This is a genomic window from Streptomyces sp. NPDC050416, from assembly GCF_044458845.1.
Taxonomy (GTDB): domain Bacteria; phylum Actinomycetota; class Actinomycetes; order Streptomycetales; family Streptomycetaceae; genus Streptomyces.
The window spans coordinates 303,692-324,641 of the sequence record NZ_JBITII010000003.1 but is presented as its reverse complement, the minus strand read 5'-3'; the positions used below and the strand labels follow the sequence as shown (position 1 = coordinate 324,641).

The following is a 20,950-nucleotide window of genomic DNA, read 5'->3' as shown; positions in this document are numbered from 1 at the left end:
CGGCGTTTGAGGACGAGGCCGTTCAGGCCGAAGCGGGGGCCCGGGGGCAGCCCCCAGAAGGCCCGGGTCCGGACGCCGGGGTCAGGAATCCCGCGGCGCCCCGGAGGAACCCCGCACCATCAACTCCCCGCGCACCGACGCGATCCCCCCGGGCGGCGCCTCCTCCCGCCCCATCGCGATCCGGCCGGCCCGCGCCCCGGCCTCCGCCAGCGGCAACCGCACCGTCGTCAGCGCGGGCACCGCGTCGATGCTGAACGGCAGATCGTCGAACCCGGCCACCGACACGTCCTCCGGAATCCGCAGCCCGGAGTCCCGCAGCGCGGCGCACGCCCCCAGCGCGACGGAGTCGTTCGCGGCGACGACCGCCGTCAGCGACGGGTCGCGCCGCAGCAGTTCCAGCGTCGCCTCGTAGCCGGACCGCCGGTCGTAGCGCCCGTGCACCGTCCATCGGGGGTCCTCCTCGATGCCGTGCGCGGCGAGCGCGGCCCGGTGCCCCTCCAGCCGGTGCCGGGTGGTCGTCCGTTCCTCCGGGCCCGCGATGTAGCCGAGCCGCCGGTGCCCGAGCCCGATCAGGTGCTCGGTGAGTTCCTGCCCGCCCCCGCGGTTGTCGAAGGTCAGCGCGATCGCCCCGGTCTCCGGCGCCGGCGGGCGTCCGCACAGCACGACCCGCGTCCCGGCGTCAACCAGCTTCCGCACCTTGGCGTCCATGGCCGCCTGGTGCGCCGCGTCCTCGATCGCCCCGCCGGTCAGCACCACGGCCGCCGCCCGCTGCCGCTGCAGCAGCGTGAGATACGTCAGCTCCCGCTCGGGAGAGCCCCCCGTGTTGCAGACCACCGCGAGTCTCTCCCCGCCCGCGCGGCCGCCCGGCCCGCCGATCTCGGCCTGGATCGCGCTCGCCATGATCCCGAAGAACGGGTCGGCGATGTCGTTCACCAGGATCCCGACCAGGTCGGAGGTGGCGGCGGCCAGGGCGCTCGCGGGCCCGTTGAGCACGTAGTCCAGCTCGTCCACGGCCTTCAGCACCCGCTCCCGGGTGGATGCGGCCACGGGGTAGTTCCCGTTCAGCACGCGCGACACCGTCGCGGGCGAGACCTGCGCGCGGGCCGCCACGTCCGCCAGGGTCACCGTCATCTCGTCGTCCTCCGGTCGCGCATCTCGTCGTCCGCCCTCGTACACATGGAGAGTCGCCCTCGTACACATACAGACCTGTGGCCTTGGTTCCGACCGACCTGTGGCCATGGTTCCGAGCAGACCTTAAGCCCACGACCCCGGGTTGTTCGCCCCCTCGAACAACTCGTCCTGGTCACGGTCTTGTCCACACCGCGGTTCAGAGGCTAGCTTCTCCCTGTATAGAAAGCGCTTGCTGTAACGCTCATCAGTGGGGGCGTACGCGGCGCGACGACCGCGTACGAAGGGAACGACGTGACACGCAAGACGGTGCGTATCGCCATGAACGGCGTGACCGGGCGCATGGGCTACCGCCAGCACCTGGTCCGCTCCATCCTCGCCCTCCGTGAGCAGGGCGGCCTCGACCTCGGCGACGGCACCGTGCTGTGGCCCGAGCCGATCCTGGTCGGCCGCCGTGAGCACGCGCTCAAGGCGCTGGCCGAGCGGCACGGGCTGGAACACGTCTCGACCGACCTGGACGCGGTCCTCGCCGACGAGACGGTGGACATCTACTTCGACTCCCAGGTCACCTCCGCCCGCGAGGAGGCCCTCAAGAAGGCCGTCGCGGCCGGCAAGCACATCTACACCGAGAAGCCCACGGCCACCGGCCTCGACGGAGCCCTGGCCCTGGCCCGCCTGGCGAACGAGGCCGGCATCAAGCACGGCGTCGTCCAGGACAAGCTCTTCCTCCCCGGCCTGCTCAAGCTGAAGCGCCTCATCGACGGCGGCTTCTTCGGCCGGATCCTGTCCGTACGCGGCGAGTTCGGCTACTGGGTCTTCGAGGGCGACTGGCAGGCCGCCCAGCGCCCGTCCTGGAACTACCGCGCCGAGGACGGCGGCGGCATCGTCGTCGACATGTTCCCGCACTGGGAGTATGTCCTGCACGAGCTGTTCGGCCGCGTGAAGTCCGTCCAGGCCATCGCCACCACCCACATCCCGCAGCGCTGGGACGAGAACGGCAAGCCCTACGACGCCACCGCCGACGACGCCGCGTACGGCATCTTCGAGCTGGAGGGCGGCGCGATCGCCCAGATCAACTCCAGCTGGGCCGTGCGCGTCAACCGCGACGAGCTCGTCGAGTTCCAGGTCGACGGCACCGAGGGCTCCGCCGTCGCCGGCCTGCGCAACTGCCGCGTCCAGCACCGCTCGGCCACGCCCAAGCCCGTCTGGAACCCGGACATCCCCGCCACCGAGGTCTTCCGCGACCAGTGGCAGCAGATCCCGGACAACGCCGAGTTCGACAACGGCTTCAAGGCGCAGTGGGAACTGTTCCTCAAGCACGTCTACGCCGACGCCCCCTACCACTGGGACCTGCTGGCCGGCGCCCGTGGTGTACAGCTCGCCGAGCTGGGCCTGAAGTCCTCGGCCGAGGGCCGCCGTATCGACGTTCCGGAGATCCAGCCGTGACCATCCGACTCCCGGACAGCAACGGGGCGTCGCGGACGTACGAGCCGCGCACCGAACCGCTCCTGGTGAGCCCCGGCACGCCCTTCACCTCCCGCACGGTCTACTCGGCGGCACATGTCGTCGCCGACCCATACGCGGACGTCTCCCCCGACTCGCCCGCCGCCGTCGACTGGGACGCCACCCTGGCCTTCCGCCGCCACCTGTGGTCGCACGGGCTGGGCGTCGCCGAGGCGATGGACACCGCCCAGCGCGGCATGGGCCTGGACTGGGCCGGCGCGGCGGAGCTGATCCGCCGGTCGGCGGCCGAGGCGAAGTCGGTCGGCGGTCTCATCGCCTGCGGCGTGGGCACCGACCAGCTGTCGGCCACCGAGATCGGCTACCCGTACAGCCTGGCGGAGATCCGCGCCGCGTACGAGCAGCAGCTCGCGGTCGTCGAGGAGTCCGGCGCGCGGGCGATCCTGATGGCCTCCCGGGCCCTGGCGGCGGTCGCCAAGGGGCCGGAGGACTATCTGGAGGTCTACGGCCACCTGCTGCGCCAGGCGTCCGAGCCGGTCGTCCTGCACTGGCTCGGCCCGATGTTCGACCCGGCGCTGGGGGGCTACTGGGGCGCGACGGACCTGGACGCCGCCACCCACACCTTCCTGGACGTCATCGCCGCCCACCCGGACAAGGTCGACGGCATCAAGGTCTCGCTGCTGGACGCGCAGCGCGAGATCGACATCCGCCGCCGTCTGCCGCAGGGCGTGCGCTGCTACACGGGCGACGACTTCAACTACCCGGAGCTGATCGCCGGCGACGAACAGGGCTTCAGCCACGCCCTGCTGGGCATCTTCGACCCGCTGGGCCCGCTGGCCGCCGAGGCGGTCCGGGTGCTCGACGCGGGGAACACGCAGGGCTTCCGCGACCTGCTGGACCCCACGGTCGGACTCTCCCGGCACCTCTTCCAGACCCCGACCCGCTTCTACAAGACGGGCGTGGTGTTCCTGGCCTGGCTGGCCGGCCACCAGTCCCACTTCACGATGGTCGGCGGCCTCCAGTCGGCCCGTTCGCTGCCGCACCTCGCGAAGGCGTACGAACTCGCCGACGGTCTGGGCCTGTTCCCCGACCCGAAGCTGGCGGAGGAGCGGATGAAGAACCTGCTGAGCGTGTACGGAGTGGACCAGTGACCACCGCGGAGCCAGCACGCCTGGAGCGCTTCTCCATCAACCAGATGACGGTGAAGCAGCTGTCGATGCCGGAACTGGTCGAGTCCTGCGGCGACCTGGGCATCACGAACGTGGGCCTGTGGCGCGAGCCGGTCCAGACATACGGGCTGGAGGCCACGGCCAAGCTGGTCCGGGACGCGGGCCTGACGGTGACAACGTTGTGCCGGGGCGGCTTCTTCACGGCGATCGACCCGCGGGAGCGCGCCGAGGCCCTGGCCGACAACCGCCGGGCGATCGACGAGGCGGCGACGCTGGGCACCGACACCCTGGTTCTGGTCTCGGGCGGACTCCCGGCGGGCTCGAAGGACCTGCACGGGGCGCGCGAACGCATCGCGGACGCCCTGTCGGAACTGGGCCCCTACGCGGAGCGGCACGGCGTCCGCCTGGCCATCGAGCCGCTGCACCCGATGTACGCCTCCGACCGCTGCGTGGTGTCGACGCTGGCCCAGGCCCTTGACCTGGCCGAACGCTTCCCGGCGCACCAGGTGGGGGTCACGGTCGACACGTACCACATCTGGTGGGACGACACGGCTCCCGCGCAGATCGCCCGGGCGGGTGCGGGCGGCCGGATCCACACCTTCCAGCTCGCCGACTGGACGACTCCGCTCCCGCAGGGCGTGCTGACCGGCCGCGGCCAGATCGGCGACGGCTCGATCGACATGCGGGAGTGGCAGCGGTACGTGGAGGCCGCGGGCTACGCCGGTGCCATCGAGGTGGAGCTGTTCAACGACGGGCTGTGGGCGAGGGACGGACGGGAGGTGCTGGCCGAGACGGCGGCGCGGTTCGTCGAACACACCCGGTGAGTCGAGCGCACGTGTGACCCGTCACGGTCGTAGGCCACGCCCCCGCCGGCCTACGACCGTGCGACGAACCCGTTCACCCGTTCCTCCAGCCGCTCGCGGCACCGCGGCCACTCCGCTGCCGTCACCGAGAAGATCGCGGAGTCGCGCAGCCGGCCTTCCTCGCCGGGAGCCCATGACCGGGACCAGTTCCGCAGCACGCCCTCGAAGCGGGCTCCCACGCTCTCGATGGCCGCGCGGGAACGGCTGTTGCGGGCATCGGTCTTCAGGTCCACACGCGAGACGCCCCACTCCTCGAAGGCGTGCCGGAAGAGGAGCAGCTTCGCCTCGGCGTTCACGCCCGTGCCCTGGGCGGAACGGGCGAGCCAGGTGAAGCCGACCTCGACCGCGTCGAGTCGGTCGTCCGCGAGCCAGCAGCGTGGCTCCCAGTAGGCCGTGGCGCCGACGGCCCGTCCCGTGGCCGTCGAGATCTGCGCGTAGGGCGCGAGCCGCCCCGTCGCCGCGCGGGCGAGCTGCGCGTCGACGTAGGCGTCCACCTCGTCGGCAGCCGGTACCCAGGTGAAGGCGTAGGTCTCCCGGTCCCCCGTCGCCGCCAAGGCCAACTCGGCGGCGTGCCGGTGGCCCAAGGGCTCCAGACGGACCAGAGCACCCTCCAGGACGGGTCCTTCCAATACGAAGCTCACGCAGGCAAGCCTTCCGTACACGGCCCGGGGCGTCGAACGAAATACCCGGCATCCCCGCAACCGGGTGCGCGGCGAGCAGTGGCCGGAAGCAGCGGCTCATCCTCCCCGTCGAGCCCGCTGCTTCACCCGCGTACCGACTTCCGGAAATCCGGCCCGAGCCGGGAACCCCGCCCGGACTCCCGTCGTCCAATCGCAGGCCGCCGGAGAGTCACCACGGTGCGGTGTCGGCCCTCGCTGCTGGCTGCGATCGCTGACCACCCTCTCCGCCGTACCGCGGCCGGCGGCACCGCCGCCATCGGCGCGTCCCCCTCCAACCGCGCCGGTGGCGGCCCCCGCGCGGTTAGTGTGCGTTCCCTTGACTGGCAGAAACTTCCCGGTTACTGGTGGGCCGTTGGAAGTTTCCTTCAGCGGATCCCAGTGGATCACCTCCGGAAGGAGCGCACGTGCACGACACCGGCACGGGAAACACCGCACAGCCCTCCAGACGCGCCGTCCTCGCCGCCACGGCCGGCGCCGCCGGCGCCCTCGCGGCCGCCGGGCCCTCCTACGCCGCCGACGCCCCCGACGCCCCCGACGACAGGCGACTGCGCGCCCTCGTCTCCCGCATGACGCTGGAGGAGAAGGTCGGCCAGCTCTTCGTGATGCGGGTGTACGGCCACTCCGCCACCACCCCCGACCAGGCCGACATCGACGCCAACCTCAAGGAGATCGGGGTCCGTACGGCCGCCGAACTCGTCGCGAAGTACCGGGTCGGCGGCATCATCTACTTCGCCTGGGCGCACAACACCCGCGAGCCGCACCAGATCGCGGCTTTGTCCGACGGCATCCAGCGAGCCTCCCTGGAGCTGCCGCGCGGGCTGCCCGTGCTCGTCTCCACCGACCAGGAGCACGGGATCGTCGCCCGCGTGGGCAGGCCCGCGACGCTCTTCCCGGGTGCCATGGCCGTCGGCGCGGGCGGGTCGCGGTCCGATGCCCGCGGCCTCGGGCGGATCGCGGGGCGTGAGCTGCGGGCGATGGGCATCCGGCAGGACTACTCCCCCGTGGCCGACGTGAACGTCAACCCGGCCAACCCGGTCATCGGCGTACGGTCCTTCGGCGCCGACCCGAAGGCGGTGGCCGCGCTGGTGGCCGCCGAGGTCGCCGGGTACCAGGGGTCCGGGGTGGCCGCGACCGCCAAGCACTTCCCCGGGCACGGGGACACCAACGTCGACAGCCACACCGGCTTCCCGACCATCACGCACAGCCGGGAGCTGTGGGAGAAGCTGGACGCACCGCCGTTCCGGGCGGCGATCGCCGCGGGCATCGACTCGATCATGACGGCGCATCTGATGGTCCCGGCTCTGGACGACTCCGGCGACCCGGCGACCCTCTCCCGCCCGATCCTCACCGGCATCCTCCGCGAACGGCTCGGCTACGACGGGGTGGTTGTCACGGACTCCCTCGGCATGGAGGGCGTGCGGACCAAGTACGGCGACGACCGGGTGCCGGTGCTCGCGCTGAAGGCGGGCGTGGACCAGCTCCTCAACCCGCCGGACCTGGACCTCGCCTGGCACGCGGTCCTCGCGGCCGTGCGCAGCGGCGAGCTGACGGAGGCGCGGCTCGACGCGTCGGTCCTGCGGATCCTGCGGCTGAAGGCGAAGTTGGGGCTGTTCCGCGCGCCGTACGTGGGTCAGGAGGGCGTCGACCGTGTGGTCGGCACCCGGGCGCATCTGGCGGCGGCCGACCGGATGGCCGAGCGGACGACCACCCTGCTCGTCAACGAGGGGCGGCTGCTGCCGCTGTCCCGGCGCCGGTACCCCAAGGTGCTGGTGGTCGGAGCCGATCCGGCCTCGCCGTCGGGGACGACCGGGCCGCCGACCGGGGTGCTCGCCGCCGCGCTGACCGGCCTCGGGTTCACCGCCACCGCCCTGCCGACAGGGACGGCCCCGTCCGCGGCGACCATCGCGCGGGCCGTCGCGGCGGCGCGGGACGCGGACGCGGTGGTGGCGGCGACGTACAACGTCACGGCGGGCAGCGGCCAGAAGACGCTGGTCGAACAGCTCGTGGCGACGGGGAGGCCGGTCGTGGCGGTCGCGATCCGCAATCCGTACGACGTGGCCCAGCTGCCCTCCGTCCCGGCGTGCCTGGCGGCGTACTCCTGGACCGACGTCGAACTGCGGGCCGCCGCACGGGTGATCGCGGGACGGGTGGCCCCACGCGGGAAACTCCCCGTGCCGGTGCAGCGGGCGGATGATCCGGAGCAGGTGCTGTACCCGATCGGATACGGGCTGACGTACTAGACGTACGCCACAGACCGGGCGCACCACCCCCAAGGTGCGCAAACCTACCCAGGTGCCTGGCGTGCGCCCCTCGTAGCGGGCCACGCTGGGCCAGGGCACTGGGGGGAACGGCCATGCGTACGAGAAGTTCGGCGGGGGTGGTGTGGGGGCTGCTGGTGCTGGTCGGTGTGGTGCTGACCGGGTGTCAGAGCTCCTCGGCGGGTGTCGCGGAGGACGGGCGGCTGGGCGGGCCGGAGTCGGGGACCACCGCTGCCGGGTCGGCGCCGGTGACCCGGCCGTCCGGGTACGGGGCGGTGTTCCTCGCGGTCGACGAGTGCAGTTCGTTCGGCACGACGAGCTTCACCGAGGTGCCGTGCGCCGGAGAACGGGCGGCGGCCCGGGTCGTGGCGCGGCACGACGGCACGGTCCGGGACGGGCCGCGCTGCCCGGCGACCACGGACTTCGTGCTGCACATCAGCGAGCAGCGGCCCTCGTACGACGAGGACGGCGACGGGGCGGTGCCGCAGGGCTACGCCTGTATGCGCAACCTCCAGCCGCCGCACCCGGGCGACCCGGGCGGCGGGGGCGGGCCGCGCACCATCGTCGGCGACTGTGTCTACAGCTCCGGCGACGGGCAGGTCCGCGAGACCTCGTGCGACGGGAAGGGCGGGCAGGAGCCGGAGTACGAGGTGACCGAGGCGGTCGCCCGTCGCGCCGACTGCCCGGTATCGACCGCTCTGTACGTCCGGCTCGGGGGCGACAGGCCCGTGGGGTGCGCCCGGCCGCTGTGAGCAGCCGGGCGCGACAGCACGGACGGGCCACCGGCCTTACGGCCGCAGCGTCATCTCACGCTGTACGTCCCGCTTGTCCAGCTTGGCGTCGAACTTCGCCAGCGGCTTGGCCGCCTGCGGGTTCGCCTGCACCGAGCTGGTGGCGACACCGGCCCAGTCGAGGATGCGGGCGGTGGCCAGGGCCTTCTGCTCGGGCACGAGGCCCGCGACGTTGGCGCCGTGGTTCATGCCGGGGGCGGTCATGACGTAGGAGTCCTTCGCGCCCTTGCCGACGCGGAAGGGCTCCGCGCCCCACGGGTCGTTCTGGCCGTAGACGAACAGCATCCGCCGGGCGTTGTGGCGGACCCAGGTGTCCACGTCCCGCATCGCCGACGGCTGGAACTTCATCGGGATGTCCCGGGGGACGAAGTTGCGCGGCGGCTGGTAGCCGTAGCGGATGTACTGCTTCTCGATGTGCGGGAAGCCGATGGTCGGCGCGCCGAGCTGCGTGCCGGCCTGGTAGTAGTACGGCGTGTAGGTCGTCAGGCCCTGGTCGGCGTAGGCGGAGAAGCCGGAGATCGTGTCGACGGAGTTCCAGATCTCGTCGTCGGTGGCGTTCTTCGCGTCGGCCGGGATCTGGTCGCAGTCCTTCAGCAGGCTGTACTGCCAGAAGCCCCACACGTAGTCGAGGACGGTCGCCTCGAAGGCCTTGTCCAGGCTGCCGATGGTGTCGAAGGTGAGGCCGTTGTCCTGCGCGTAGGCGGCGTACTTCTTCTCCAGCGGCTCGCGGCGCACCAGTGCCTCGCGCTGCACGCCGTTCAGCCGGTCGCGGCACTCCTCGCTGCCGACGCGGGCGAAGAAGCGGTCGTAGGCGGAGTCCTCCTTGTTCACCACGTCGTTGGGGGCGACGTAGGCGACCACACCGTCCATGTCACGCGGGTAGAAGCGCTCGTAGTAGGTGGCGGTCATGCCGCCCTTCGAACCGCCCGTGGAGATCCACTTCTTGCCGTAGATACCCTTCAGCGCCTTGAAGACGCGGTGCTGGTCGCTGGCCGCCTGCCAGATGTCCAGCTTGGACCAGTCGGCCGGGGAGGGCCGGGACGGAGTGAAGAAGCGGTACTCCAGGGAGACCTGGTTGCCGTCCACGATCTGGGTCGGCTCGCTGCGGCGGGGCGTCGTGGAGACGTTGTAGCCGCTGGTGAAGAAGACCGTCGGGCGCGCGACGTCCTTGTGCAGCACGGTGATGCGCTGCTGGAACGTGCCCTTCGAGGGCTTCCGGTGGTCGACCGGCTGGGTGTAGTTCAGGACGAAGAAGCGGTAGCCGGTGTACGGCTTCTCCTCGACCAGGCTCATGCCCGGTATGGAGAGCAGCCTCTCCTTGATGTCGGTGGTGCCGGTGGCGTCGGCGGCGGTGGCCGCTCCCGCCGTGCCCAGTGTGCCTATGAGCACCGTGAGCGCCAGCAGCCATCTGAGCGCCTTGCGCATGCGCACTCCCCTGTGAGACAGATGTGCGCCGGAAGCTAGCGGACCAACTCCCCTCAGCACCAGGGGACATGGGGAAAACCCTCTATGCGCCGGGCGTCAGCACAGGATCCAGCCGGAGCTGACCGAGCCCTGCCCCACCCTGCCCTTGAGCCATACGCAGCGGCGCCCGGCGTGCACCATCACCGGGCCTGCGTGGTAGGCGAACCGGCCCTCGTCGACGACGGGGCGGCTGCCGCGTGCCTGCACGCTCACCGACATCTTCCGCTTCACGCCGGGCTTCTTGGTGACGGTCACGGCGCAGATGTAGGCGCCGCGTTTGTAGACGAGCACGGTTCCGGTGGAGAAGGGCAGGGTGCGGACCTTGCGGCCGGGACACGAGGGGGAGGCGGCGGCCTGCGCCTCGCCCGGCGCCGCGACGGCCAGCAGGCCGGAGGCGGTCAGCACGGCCAGGCCCAGCGCGAGCCGCCGGCGTATCGCTCCACTGTCCACTGTCGTCCTCCCGTACCGCGTCGTGCGCGACCATCGACGTACAGCTGTACGGACGCAGAGCGTATGTCGGACGGTTGCACGAGCGTTACGGAAACGCCGGTCGCGGCCTCACCGGGACGCGCCGACCGGCTCCTCCGGCTCCGCGGCGCCGATGAACGTCCGCCACAGCTCGGCGTAGCGCCCGCCGCGCGCGAGCAGCTCCTCGTGCGTGCCGTCCTCGGCGACCCGGCCGTGGTCCATGACGACGACCCGGTCGGCGCGGGCGGCGGTGGTGAGGCGGTGGGCCACGACGAGGGTGGTGCGGCGGCCCGCGAGGCGGTCGGTGGCCTGGTTGACCTGGGCCTCGGTGGCCAGGTCGAGGGCGGCCGTCGCCTCGTCGAGCAGCAGGACGTCCGGGTCGACCAGCTCGGCGCGGGCCAGGGCGATCAGCTGCCGCTGCCCGGCGGAGAGGTTGCGGCCGCGCTCGGCGACCTCGTGCAGGTAGCCGCCCTCCAGGGTGGCGATCATCTCGTGCGCGCCGACCGCGCGGGCCGCCGCCTCGACCTCGGCGTCGGTGGCGTCGGGGCGGCCGTAGGCGATGGCGTCGCGGACGGTGCCCTGGAAGAGGTACGCCTCCTGCGGGACGACTCCCAGACGGTGCCGGTACGAGGTGAGGTCGAGGGCGCGCAGGTCGGTGCCGTCGACGGTGACCCGGCCGCCGGTGGGGTCGTAGAAGCGGGCCACGAGCTTGACGAGGGTCGACTTGCCCGCGCCGGTCTCGCCGACGAACGCGACGGTCTGCCCGGCGGGGATGCGCAGGTCGACGCCGCCGAGGGCCTCTTCGTCGTCGCCGTACGCGAAGTGCACGTCCTCGAAGGCGATGTCGCCGCGCAGGGACAGCACCTCGCGGGGTTCGTCGGCGGACTTCGTCGACGTCGGCTCCTGGAGCAGCTCCTGGATGCGGCCCAGCGAGACGGACGCCTGCTGATAGCCGTCGAAGACCTGGGACAGCTGCTGCACGGGCGCGAAGAACAGGTCGATGTAGAGCAGGTAGGCCACCAGCGAGCCGATGGCCAGTGTCCCGTCGTCGACCCGTGCCCCGCCGACGATCAGCACGGCCGCGGCCGCCACCGATGACAGGAACTGCACGAAGGGGAAGTACACGGAGATCAGCCACTGGCCGCGGATACGCGCCTGGCGGTAGCTGTCGCTGTGCCCGGCGAACCGCCGCCCGCCGTCCCGCTCGCGCCGGAAGGCCTGCACGATCCGCAGCCCGGACACCGACTCCTGCAGGTCGGCGTTGACCACCGAGACGCGTTCGCGGGCCAGTTCGTACGCCTTCACGCTCGCCCGGCGGAAGAAGTACGTGGCGATGATCAGCGGCGGCAGTGTCGCGAAGACGACCAGGGCCAGCTCCACGTCGAGCACCAGCAGGGCGACCATGATGCCGAAGAAGGTGACGACCGAGACGAAGGCGGTGACCAGGCCCGTCTGGAGGAACGTCGACAGCGCGTCGACGTCGGTCGTCATCCGGGTCATGATCCGGCCGGTCAGCTCCCGCTCGTAGTAGTCGAGCCCGAGGCGCTGGAGCTGGGAGAAGATCTTCAGCCGGAGCGCGTACAGCACCCGCTCGCCGGTGCGTCCCGTCATCCGGATCTCGCCGAACTGCGCCGCCCACTGCACGGCCACCGTCAGCAGCGCGAGCAGCGACGCCACCCACACGGCGCCGATCGCGACCTGGGTGACGCCCGAGTCGATGCCGTGCCGGATCATGATCGGCAGCAGCAGGCCCATGCCCGCGTCGACGGCGACCAGACCGAGGCTGACCAGCAGCGGCAGCCCGAAGCCGCGCAGCAGCCGGCGCAGGCCGTAGGACTCCTCCGGCTGGACGGCCTGCTTCTCGTCGACGTCGGGGACGTCGGTGGCCGGGGGCAGCGCCTCCACCTGGGCGAGGAGCTCGGGGGTGGCGGGGCTCTCGGCGAGGGCGAGGTCCTTGCGCTCGCGGTCGCCGCTCCACAGCCGTGGGGTGACCCCGCGCTCGGCGTCGAACTCGGCGTCCAGCTCGTCCCGGACGGAGGTGTCCTCCTGGGGGCAGGCCGGCTGGGTGTGGCCCGGGGAGACCGCGCCCAGCTCGTCGGGGTCTGTGAGCAGGCGCCGGTAGAGGGCGGACCGCTCCTGGAGCTCGTCGTGGGTGCCGATGTCGGCGAGGCGGCCGCCGTCCAGGACGGCGATGCGGTCGGCGAGGTTCAGGGTGGAGCGGCGGTGGGCGATCAGCAGGGTGGTGCGGCCCCGCATGACCTCCTTCAGGGCCTCGTGGATCTCGTGCTCGACGCGGGCGTCCACCGCGGAGGTGGCGTCGTCCAGGACCAGCAGGCGCGGGTCGCTGAGGATGGCGCGGGCGAGGGCGACGCGCTGGCGCTGGCCGCCGGAGAGGGTCAGGCCGTGCTCGCCGACGGTGGTGTCGTAGCCGTCGGGCAGCTCGCTGATGAACCGGTGCGCCTGGGCGGCGCGGGCGGCCTGCTCGATCTCCTCCCGGGTGGCGTCCGGGCGGCCGTAGGCGATGTTGTTGCGGACGGTGTCGGAGAAGAGGAAGGAGTCCTCCGGGACCAGCCCGATCGCGGCCCGCAGTGATTCCAGGGTCAGTTCGCGCACGTCGTGGCCGCCGACGAGGACGGCACCGCGGGTGACGTCGTAGAAGCGCGGCAGCAGCAGGGAGACCGTGGACTTGCCGGAGCCGGAGGAACCGACGACGGCGAGGGTCTCGCCGGGGCGGATCTCGAAGGAGAGCCCGTCGAGGACGGGGCGGTCGTCGGCGTAGCCGAAGGAGACGTCGTCGAACTCGACGGTCGCGGGGGCGTCGGCGGGCAGGTCCTTGCGGCCGTCCTCGAGGGACGGCTCGGTGTCGATCAGCTCCAGGACGCGTTCGGTGCCCGCGCGGGCCTGCTGGCCGACGGTGAGCACCATGGCGAGCATGCGGACCGGGCCGACGAGCTGGGCGAGGTAGGTGGAGAAGGCGACGAACGTGCCGAGCGTGATGTGCCCGCCCACCGCGAGCCAGCCGCCGAGCGCCAGCATCGCGACCTGGCCGAGGGCGGGGACGGCCTGGAGGGCCGGGGTGTAGACGGAGTTCAGGCGGATGGTGCGCAGCCGCCCGGCGAAGAGGCGGCGGCTGACGTCCCTGAGCTTGCCGGTCTCCTGGTCCTCCTGCCCGAAGCCCTTCACCACGCGGACCCCGCTGACGGCGCCGTCGACCACGCCGGCGACGGCGGCGGCCTGCGCCTGGGCGTACCAGGTGGAGGGGTGCAGCCGGGTGCGGCTGCGCTTGGCGATCCACCACAGGGCGGGGGCGACCGCCAGGGCGACGAGGGTGAGCGGCAGCGACAGCGACGCCATGATCCCCAGGGAGATCAGGAACAGCAGGATGTTCCCGATGGTCATCGGGAGCATGAACAGCAGGCCCTGGATCAGCTGGAGGTCGCTGGTGGCGCGGCCGACGACCTGGCCGGTGGACAGCTCGTCCTGGCGGCGGCCGTCGAGCCGGGTGATCGTGCCGTACATCTCCGTCCGCAGGTCGTGCTGGACGTCGAGGGCGAGGCGGCCGCCGTAGTAGCGGCGGATGTAGGTGAGGACGTAGACGACCAGTGCGGCGCCGATGAGGAGGCCGGCCCAGGTGGTCATCGAGCGGGTGTGGTCGCTGATGACGTCGTCGATGATCACCTTGGTGATCAGCGGGACGAGGGCCATGACCGCCATGCCGGCCAGGGAGGAGCCGAGGGCGAGTACGACATCCTTCGGGTGGCGCCACGCATAGGCCCACAGTCGTCGTGCCCATCCCCGTTGCGGTGTCACGCGGTTGCCCTCCGGTCGTCCTGGTCTGCGGTCGTCCTGGTCTGCCGGAAGGCACCAACGCCGCGGGAGGCTGTTTTCATCCCGCGGCGTGACGAGCGTTACCCCGCCCCCACCCTGGACGGTCGTTGATACTCGCCGGTATCTTGGTCTGAGCAAGCGCTTAGACAGCTAGGTCCCTGGAGGTGGCGGCGTGCGCCGTACGGTGTTCAACGAGGATCACGAGGCGTTCCGGGAGACCATCCGCGCCTTCATCGAGGCCGAGGTCGTACCGGTGTACGACGAGTGGTTCGCGGCGGGCCAGGCGCCCCGCGACTTCTACTACAAGCTCGGTGAGCTGGGCATCTTCGGCATCAACGTGCCGGAGGAGTTCGGCGGTGCCGGCCTGGAGTCGCACAAGTTCGAGGCCGTGCTCTACGAGGAGACCGCTCGCGCCGGCGTCCAGTTCGGCGGCTCCGGCGTGCACGTGCTGCTCGCCCTGCCCTACATCAAGATGCTCGCCACCGACGAGCAGAAGAAGCGCTACCTGCCGAAGTTCGTCACCGGCGAGGAGATGTGGGCCATCGCGATGACGGAGCCGGGCACCGGTTCCGACCTCGCGGGCATGAAGTCCACCGCCAAGCTGAGCGAGGACGGCACGCACTACGTCCTCAACGGCGCCAAGACCTTCATCACCGGCGGTGTGCACGCCGACCGTGTGATCGTCTGCGCCCGGACCGCCGCCCCGACCGCCGAGGACCGCCGCCACGGCATCTCCCTCTTCGCCGTCGACACCAAGTCCGAGGGCTACTCGGTCGGCCGCAAGCTCGACAAGCTCGGCCTGAAGACCTCCGACACCGCCGAGCTGGCGTTCGTCGACGTCAAGGTGCCCGTCGAGGACCTCCTCGGCGAGGAGAACAAGGGCTTCTACTACCTCGGCCACAACCTGGCCTCCGAGCGCTGGGGCATCGCCTTCGGCGCCTACGCCCAGGCCAAGGCCGCCGTCCGGTTCGCCAAGCAGTACGTGCAGGAGCGCACGGTCTTCGGCAAGCCCGTCGCCCACTTCCAGAACACCAAGTTCGAGCTGGCCGCCTGCCAGGCCGAGGTGGACGCCGCCGAGGCCGTCGCCGACCGCGCGACCGAGGCCCTCGACGCCGGTGAGCTCACCCCCGCCGAGGCCGCCTCCGCGAAGCTGTTCTGCACCGAGGTCGCCCACCGCGTCATCGACCGGTGCCTCCAGCTGCACGGCGGCTACGGCTACATGAACGAGTACCCGATCGCCCGCCTGTACGCGGACAACCGCGTCAACCGCATCTACGGCGGCACCAGCGAGATCATGAAGACGATCATCGCCAAGGACATGGGCCTGTAAGGCCCCCGTCACCGGTACGCGATCACTGGCCGGTACAACTACCCCATGAGTCAGGCACTACAGGACCTCCTCGATCTGCTCGACCTGGAGCAGATCGAGGAGGACATCTTCCGCGGCCGGTCCCGGTCCGCCGTCGTCCCCCGGGTCTTCGGCGGGCAGGTCGCGGCCCAGGCGCTCGTCGCGGCCGGGCGCACGGTCCCCGAGGACCGGCCCGCGCACTCCCTCCACGCGTACTTCCTGCGCCCCGGCGATCCCGGCGCGCCCATCGTCTACACCGTCGACCGGATCCGCGACGGCCGCTCCTTCACCACGCGTCGGGTGGTCGCCGTCCAGCACGGCAAGCCGATCTTCCACCTCTCGGCGTCCTTCCAGGTGTACGAGGACGGGCTGGACCACCAGGAGCGCATGCCGGACGCGCCCGATCCCGCCACGCTGCCCACCAGTGAGCACCGGCTGCGCGGATACGGCCATCTCGACCCGGAGGTCGTGGAGCGGTTCCTGGAGGCCCGGGCCGCCGTCGATCTGCGCTACGTCGACGAGCCGCCGTACGGGAAGTTCGGCGAGCCGCGCGAGCCGCACTCCCAGGTGTGGTTCCGCACCAACGGCAAGCTGGCCGACGACCCGCTGCTGCACGTCGTCCTCGCCACGTACGTCTCCGACATGACGTTGCTCGACTCCGTGCTGCTCGCGCACGGTCGAGGTGGCTGGGCCGTCGGGGACGTCGTCGGCGCCTCCCTCGACCACGCGATGTGGTTCCACCGGCCGTTCCGCGCCGACGAGTGGCTGCTGTACGACCAGGAGTCCCCGTCCGCGTACGGCGGCCGGGGACTGGGACAGGCCCGCATCTACACGCAGGACGGGCGGCTGGCCATCACGGTGATCCAGGAGGGCGTGGTCCGCGTCCCGCGCGAGCGGGGCCAGGGCGACAGGCCCTAGCCGAGGCCCGCCTCCGCCAGCAGATACGCCGTCAACGGGTCGTAGTGGCGGGGGCTCACCACGTGGTCGTCCAGGGGCACCGTCACCTGTACGGTGCCCTCGGCCTCGGCGAGGAAGAGGGCCGGGTCGTTGGAGTCGGCGTAGCCCACGGAGTCCACGCCGTGCTGTCCCGCGTAGCCCGCCCAGCCGTGGTCGGCGACGACCAGGTCGGGCAGCGGGCGGCCCTCGCGCTCCAGGGCGGTCAGTATGGCCTTCATAGGTTCGCCCGAGTGGGTGTGCCACAGGGTGGCGCCGTGCTCCAGCACCGCCACGTCCGCGAACTGCACGACGTAGCCCTCCTCCGTCGTCAGCGCCTCCGGGATGACGACGATCTCGCAGCCGGCCGCCCGCAGGGCCGTCGCGGTCGCGCGGTGCACGTCGAGCAGGCCGCCGGGGTGGCCGGTGGCGAACAGCACCCGCTGCTGCCCGTCCGCCGCCTTGCGCAGCCGTCCGGCGAGCCGGTCCAGGGCCGCGATGGTCAGCTCGGGATCGATGGTGTCCTGGCCGTACCGGTACTCGGGGTCGTCGTTCACGCCGGCCCGTTCCGCCATCACCGCGAGGACGTCCTGCTCGTCGCTCCAGCGGTCGCCGAGTTCCAGGCCCAGCCAGTAGTGGCGGTTGCCGTTGGCCAGCTGGCGGTAGTGGGAGAGGTTGTTCTCGCGGGGGGTGGCGACGTCGCCCGCGATGCGCGTCCTGACGAGGTGGTCGACGAGTTCGGCGCGGCTGGGTGTCCCGGGTATCGGCATGACAACCATTGTGGAGCAGCCGACTGGGGGCGGCCCTGGCGTATCGCACGCTGGGATGTGCGTCACGTACTCAGCGGGACACCGCTCACGTACTCAGATGTGCCGCAGCGCGAACCAGAGTTCCATGCGGACGTCCGGGTCGTCGAGGTCCGCCTCCAGCAGGGCCGCGCACCGGGCGATGCGCTGCCGCACGGTGTTGCGGTGCACGGACAGCGCGACGGCCGTGCGGTCCCAACTGCCGTGCAGGGACAGCCAGGTGCGCAGGGTCTCGGTGAGCGCGGGGTGGGCCGTGACGGGCGCGAGCAGGGTGCGGGCGTGGGCCGCCGCATCGCCGGGCGGGACGAGGTCGGCGAGGGCGGGGCGCGGGCCGTGCCGGAGCAGCGGGGCGCGGGTGGCGCGGGCCCGGGCCAGGGCGCGGGCCGCCTGGGTGTCGGCGGCGGGCCAGTCCTCCGGGGTGACGTCGGCGCTGACGCCCAGGGTCCAGCCGGGCAGCGGCTGCGGTGCCCGGTCGGCCGGGACCAGGACCCGGACGACGTCGCCCGCCGGGTCGACCAGGGCGGACCCGAGCGCGGCACCCAGCGCGGAGGCCGCGACGGCGTCGGGCAGGCCCTCCCCGTCGGGACGGGCGTGCACGACGACCCACCGCCGCCCCTCCCCGAGCAGCGGCGCGACGTCCTCGGGCGCGGCCCCCAGCAGCAGCCGCACCAGCGCCGAGGAACGGGCGGCACCGGTGCCGCTCTGCTGCTCCCCGGTGAGGAGGTCCAGCAGCACGGCGGCGACGGAGGCGATGGTGTGGTCCCCCGGTGCCCGCCCGGGCACGGCCACCCCAAGCACGAATCCGCGCCGCCCGGCGCCCAGGGCGTAGGCGGCGAGGTGGGTTCCGGAGACGGTGTCGGTCGCGGAGGTGGGGTGGGGGCGGTTGGGGGGAACGGGCGTCGGGGGCTGAGGTGAGGGCGAGGGCCGGCCGGCCGGCTGATGCTGGGGGCGGCCGGCCTCGGCGGCCCCGCCACGCGTCGGTGGCCACCGGACGTCACCGGCCTCCCCCGGCCGTCCGGCTCCGGCAGCCCCGCCCGGCCGTCCGGCTCCGGCAGCCCCACCCGACCGTCCGGCTCCGGCGAACCCGCCCGGCTGCGCCACCGGTCCCTCCGTGCGCGCCACCCCACCCGACTGCGCCACCGATCCATCCGTGCGCGCCACCCCACCCGACTGCGCCACCGATCCATCCGTGCGCGCCACCCCACCCGGCTGCGCCGCCTCCGCCGGACGCCTCGCGCCGGGCGCGTCCGCCGGCCGCACCACCCCGGACCCGGCCTCGCCGGGCCCACCCGAACGTCCGACGCCGGCGGATCCGCCCTGCCGCGGCGCCGGTCCGTCCGTGTGCGGTGCCCTGCCCAGCTGCGTCGCCCCGCCCGCCCGCGCGGTCTCGGCCGGAGACCGCGCGCCCGGTGTGGGCGCCGTCCGTCCAGCACCCGCAAGCGGCGTACCCGCAGGCAGCCCGGCCCCTGCCCCCGCCTCCGCCGGCCGTACGACCTCCGCCAGCCGCGCCAGCGCCGAGCCCACCTCTGCCCCCGGCTCCCGGCCCGCCCCCGCGATCTCCTCCCCCTCCGGCCCGTACAGCACCGTCCAGCCCCCCAGCCGCTGGGCCAGCTGCCGGAGGACCGACGGGACCGGGTCGGGGCGGGAGGCGGCTGCGGCGAGGCTCTGCTGGGCCTCCGTGACGCGGCGGAGTTCGGACAGGCGGGCCTGGGCCATCAGCTGCCAGACCGCGCGGGCCACGCCCGAGAAGGTGGTCTGCGGCGGCACCTCCAGCAGCGGCAGGCCGTATCTCTCGCACGCCGCGACCAGCGCCCTCGGCACCGTGTCGTGCACCGGCGCCACCCCGAAGCCCAGGGCCGCGCCGCCCGCCGCCACGATCCGGGCCACGTAGTCGTCGAAGTACGTGCCCGCCCCCGCCGCCTCGGGGATGTGCACGCCCGCCGTGAGCAGCAGTTCCCCGCCCAGCAGATACGGATACGGGTCGGCCATCTCCGAGGTGTGCACCCAGTGGACGGCGGTGCCGGGGTCGTCCGGGCCGGCGATCCGGCGCAGGGCCAGGTCCTCGCGGGCCAGGAGGGCGGACAGCGGGACGGGGGGCGTGGGGGGAACCGTCGAATCCGGCATGTGTGCGTTTCCTCCAGCCAGCGCCGCTCCAGTGGATGAAACGTACACTTCGCAGTCGCTTTCCGGCCACCTAGGGTCAGTCCTCGTCAACCTCGTCCCCACGAGCGAGCGTGTGCGAAGGAGGCCCCATGGCCGTCGACTACCTCGTGATCGTCGTCTACTTGGCCGGGATGCTCGCCATGGGCTGGTGGGGCATGCGCCGCGCCCGCTCCAAGAGCGAGTTCCTGGTGGCCGGCCGCCGCCTCGGCCCGGCCATGTACTCCGGCACCATGGCGGCGATCGTCCTCGGCGGCGCCTCCACCATCGGCGGTGTGGGCCTCGGCTACCAGTACGGCCTGTCGGGCGCCTGGATGGTCTTCACCATCGGCCTCGGCCTGCTCGCCCTCTCCGTCTTCTTCTCCGCCCGCATCGCCCGGCTGAAGGTCTACACCGTCTCCGAGATGCTCGACCTGCGCTACGGAGGCGGCCGGGCCGGCGTCATCTCCGGGGTCGTCATGTGGGCGTACACCCTCATGCTCGCGGTGACCTCGACCATCGCCTACGCCACGATCTTCGACGTCCTGTTCGACATGAACCGCTCGCTCGCGATCGTCCTCGGCGGCTCGATCGTCGTCGCGTACTCCACCCTCGGCGGGATGTGGTCGATCACCCTGACGGACATGGTGCAGTTCGTCGTGAAGACCATCGGCGTGCTGCTCCTGCTGCTGCCGATCGCCGTCGTGAAGGCGGGCGGGTTCGCCGAGATGAAGGACCGGCTGCCCACCGGGTACTTCGACCCGCTCGGCATCGGCGGCGAGACGATCTTCACCTACGTGCTGATCTACACCTTCGGCATGCTCATCGGGCAGGACATCTGGCAGCGCGTGTTCACCGCCCGCAGCGACCGGACCGCCCGGTGGGGCGGGACGATCGCCGGCACCTACTGCCTCGCGTACGCCCTCGCCGGTGCCGTCATCGGTACGGCGGCCAAGGTGCTGTACCCGAAGCTCGGCAGCGCGGACGACGCCTTCGCCACCATCGTGAAGGACGAACTGCCCGTCGGAGTGCGGGGACTGGTGCTCGCCGCCGCCCTGGCTGCCGTGATGTCCACCTCCTCCGGCGCGCTGATCGCCTGCGCCACCGTCGCCAACAACGACATCTGGTCGCGGCTGCGGGGGCTCGGCACGGCGCCCGCCGGCGACCATGACGAGGTGCGGGGCAACCGCGCCTTCATCCTGCTCATGGGGATCGCCGTGATCGGCACGGCCATCGCGATCGACGACGTCGTGCAGGCGCTGACCGTCGCCTACAACCTCCTCGTCGGCGGACTGCTCGTGCCGATCCTCGGCGGGCTGGTGTGGAAGCGGGGCACGGTGTACGGCGCCCTCGCCTCCGTCGTGGTCGGCGGACTCTCGGTGATCGTGCTGATGGCGACCCACGGCATCCTCGCCAACGAGCCCGTCTACTACGGCCTGCTCGCCTCGCTCGCCGCGTACGTGATCGTCTCCCTGGCCACCCCCGCCACCGACGCCGCCGTCCTGGCCGCCTGGCGCGAGCGGCTCGCCGGACGGTCCCCCGAACTCCCGTCCGAACCGGTCACGGCTCCCCAGTAGAGTCGTAGAGCAGTCCGTACATAGCAGCACACAGCAG

15 protein-coding genes are annotated in these 20,950 nt (G+C 72.2%); 8 read left to right on the top strand and 7 right to left on the bottom strand.

The window, feature by feature from the left end:
- Positions 1-81: 81 nt before the first annotated feature.
- Complete coding sequence (locus tag ACIBL4_RS11045; RefSeq protein WP_399408606.1) at positions 82-1,131, bottom strand: LacI family DNA-binding transcriptional regulator; 1,050 nt, start codon at positions 1,129-1,131, stop codon at positions 82-84.
- 291 nt (positions 1,132-1,422) lie between these two features.
- On the opposite strand from ACIBL4_RS11045, the gene ACIBL4_RS11040 reads away from it, so the two are divergent.
- Genes ACIBL4_RS11040 through ACIBL4_RS11030 form a run of 3 tightly spaced genes read left to right on the top strand, consistent with a single transcriptional unit; the run spans position 1,423 to position 4,582 of the window.
- Positions 1,423-2,574 carry a Gfo/Idh/MocA family protein gene (locus ACIBL4_RS11040; RefSeq protein WP_399408604.1) on the top strand — a complete coding sequence of 384 codons (1,152 nt, stop codon included), beginning with the start codon at positions 1,423-1,425 and terminating at the stop codon, positions 2,572-2,574.
- Positions 2,571-3,740, top strand: a complete 1,170-nt coding sequence (locus ACIBL4_RS11035) for a dihydrodipicolinate synthase family protein (protein WP_399408602.1) — start codon at positions 2,571-2,573, stop codon at positions 3,738-3,740. The genes ACIBL4_RS11040 and ACIBL4_RS11035 overlap by 4 nt, the downstream gene beginning before the upstream one ends.
- 44 nt (positions 3,741-3,784) lie before the next feature.
- Positions 3,785-4,582 (top strand): sugar phosphate isomerase/epimerase family protein, encoded by a 798-nt coding sequence (locus ACIBL4_RS11030; protein ID WP_399409319.1) that lies wholly within the window; start codon positions 3,785-3,787, stop codon positions 4,580-4,582.
- Between the two features lie 50 nt (positions 4,583-4,632).
- Here ACIBL4_RS11030 and ACIBL4_RS11025 read toward each other — a convergent pair whose 3' ends face one another.
- Positions 4,633-5,262, bottom strand: a complete 630-nt coding sequence (locus ACIBL4_RS11025) for a GNAT family N-acetyltransferase (protein ID WP_399408600.1) — start codon at positions 5,260-5,262, stop codon at positions 4,633-4,635.
- A gap of 443 nt (positions 5,263-5,705) precedes the next feature.
- Between ACIBL4_RS11025 and ACIBL4_RS11020 the strand changes: the two genes are divergently transcribed.
- Both ACIBL4_RS11020 and ACIBL4_RS11015 read left to right on the top strand, forming a co-directional pair.
- Entirely contained in the window at positions 5,706-7,541 is a 1,836-nt protein-coding gene (locus ACIBL4_RS11020) for a glycoside hydrolase family 3 protein (RefSeq protein WP_399408598.1), read from the top strand.
- Positions 7,542-7,654: 113 nt separating this feature from the next.
- Positions 7,655-8,311, top strand: a complete 657-nt coding sequence (locus ACIBL4_RS11015; protein WP_399408596.1) for a hypothetical protein — start codon at positions 7,655-7,657, stop codon at positions 8,309-8,311.
- A gap of 36 nt (positions 8,312-8,347) precedes the next feature.
- Here ACIBL4_RS11015 and ACIBL4_RS11010 read toward each other — a convergent pair whose 3' ends face one another.
- From ACIBL4_RS11010 to ACIBL4_RS11000, 3 genes are all read right to left on the bottom strand, one after another.
- The gene (locus tag ACIBL4_RS11010) at positions 8,348-9,775 is read right to left on the bottom strand and encodes a S28 family serine protease (protein WP_399408594.1); all 1,428 of its coding nucleotides are present in this window, start codon (positions 9,773-9,775) and stop codon (positions 8,348-8,350) included.
- A gap of 96 nt (positions 9,776-9,871) precedes the next feature.
- Positions 9,872-10,264, bottom strand: coding sequence for a hypothetical protein (locus ACIBL4_RS11005; protein ID WP_399408592.1), 393 nt, complete (start codon positions 10,262-10,264; stop codon positions 9,872-9,874).
- 108 nt (positions 10,265-10,372) lie between these two features.
- Entirely contained in the window at positions 10,373-14,092 is a 3,720-nt protein-coding gene (locus ACIBL4_RS11000) for an ABC transporter ATP-binding protein (RefSeq protein ID WP_399408590.1), read from the bottom strand.
- Positions 14,093-14,282: 190 nt separating this feature from the next.
- Here ACIBL4_RS11000 and ACIBL4_RS10995 point away from each other — a divergent pair, with 190 nt between their 5' ends.
- Both ACIBL4_RS10995 and tesB read left to right on the top strand, forming a co-directional pair.
- On the top strand, positions 14,283-15,440 hold the full coding sequence (locus ACIBL4_RS10995) for an acyl-CoA dehydrogenase family protein (protein ID WP_399408588.1): 1,158 nt from the start codon (positions 14,283-14,285) through the stop codon (positions 15,438-15,440).
- Between the two features lie 45 nt (positions 15,441-15,485).
- Positions 15,486-16,376: an acyl-CoA thioesterase II gene (gene tesB / locus ACIBL4_RS10990; protein WP_399408586.1), complete on the top strand. Its 891-nt coding sequence runs from the start codon at positions 15,486-15,488 to the stop codon at positions 16,374-16,376.
- On the opposite strand, the gene ACIBL4_RS10985 is transcribed toward tesB, so the two are convergent.
- Together ACIBL4_RS10985 and ACIBL4_RS10980 are read right to left on the bottom strand one after the other, a co-directional pair.
- Positions 16,373-17,161 (bottom strand): phosphatase, encoded by a 789-nt coding sequence (locus tag ACIBL4_RS10985; RefSeq protein ID WP_399408584.1) that lies wholly within the window; start codon positions 17,159-17,161, stop codon positions 16,373-16,375. The two genes, tesB and ACIBL4_RS10985, sit on opposite strands and share 4 nt — an antisense overlap.
- Positions 17,162-17,254: 93 nt before the next feature.
- Positions 17,255-19,321 (bottom strand): PucR family transcriptional regulator ligand-binding domain-containing protein, encoded by a 2,067-nt coding sequence (locus ACIBL4_RS10980; RefSeq protein WP_399408582.1) that lies wholly within the window; start codon positions 19,319-19,321, stop codon positions 17,255-17,257.
- A gap of 128 nt (positions 19,322-19,449) precedes the next feature.
- On the opposite strand from ACIBL4_RS10980, the gene ACIBL4_RS10975 reads away from it, so the two are divergent.
- Complete coding sequence (locus ACIBL4_RS10975; protein ID WP_399408580.1) at positions 19,450-20,913, top strand: sodium:solute symporter; 1,464 nt, start codon at positions 19,450-19,452, stop codon at positions 20,911-20,913.
- Positions 20,914-20,950: the final 37 nt, after the last annotated feature.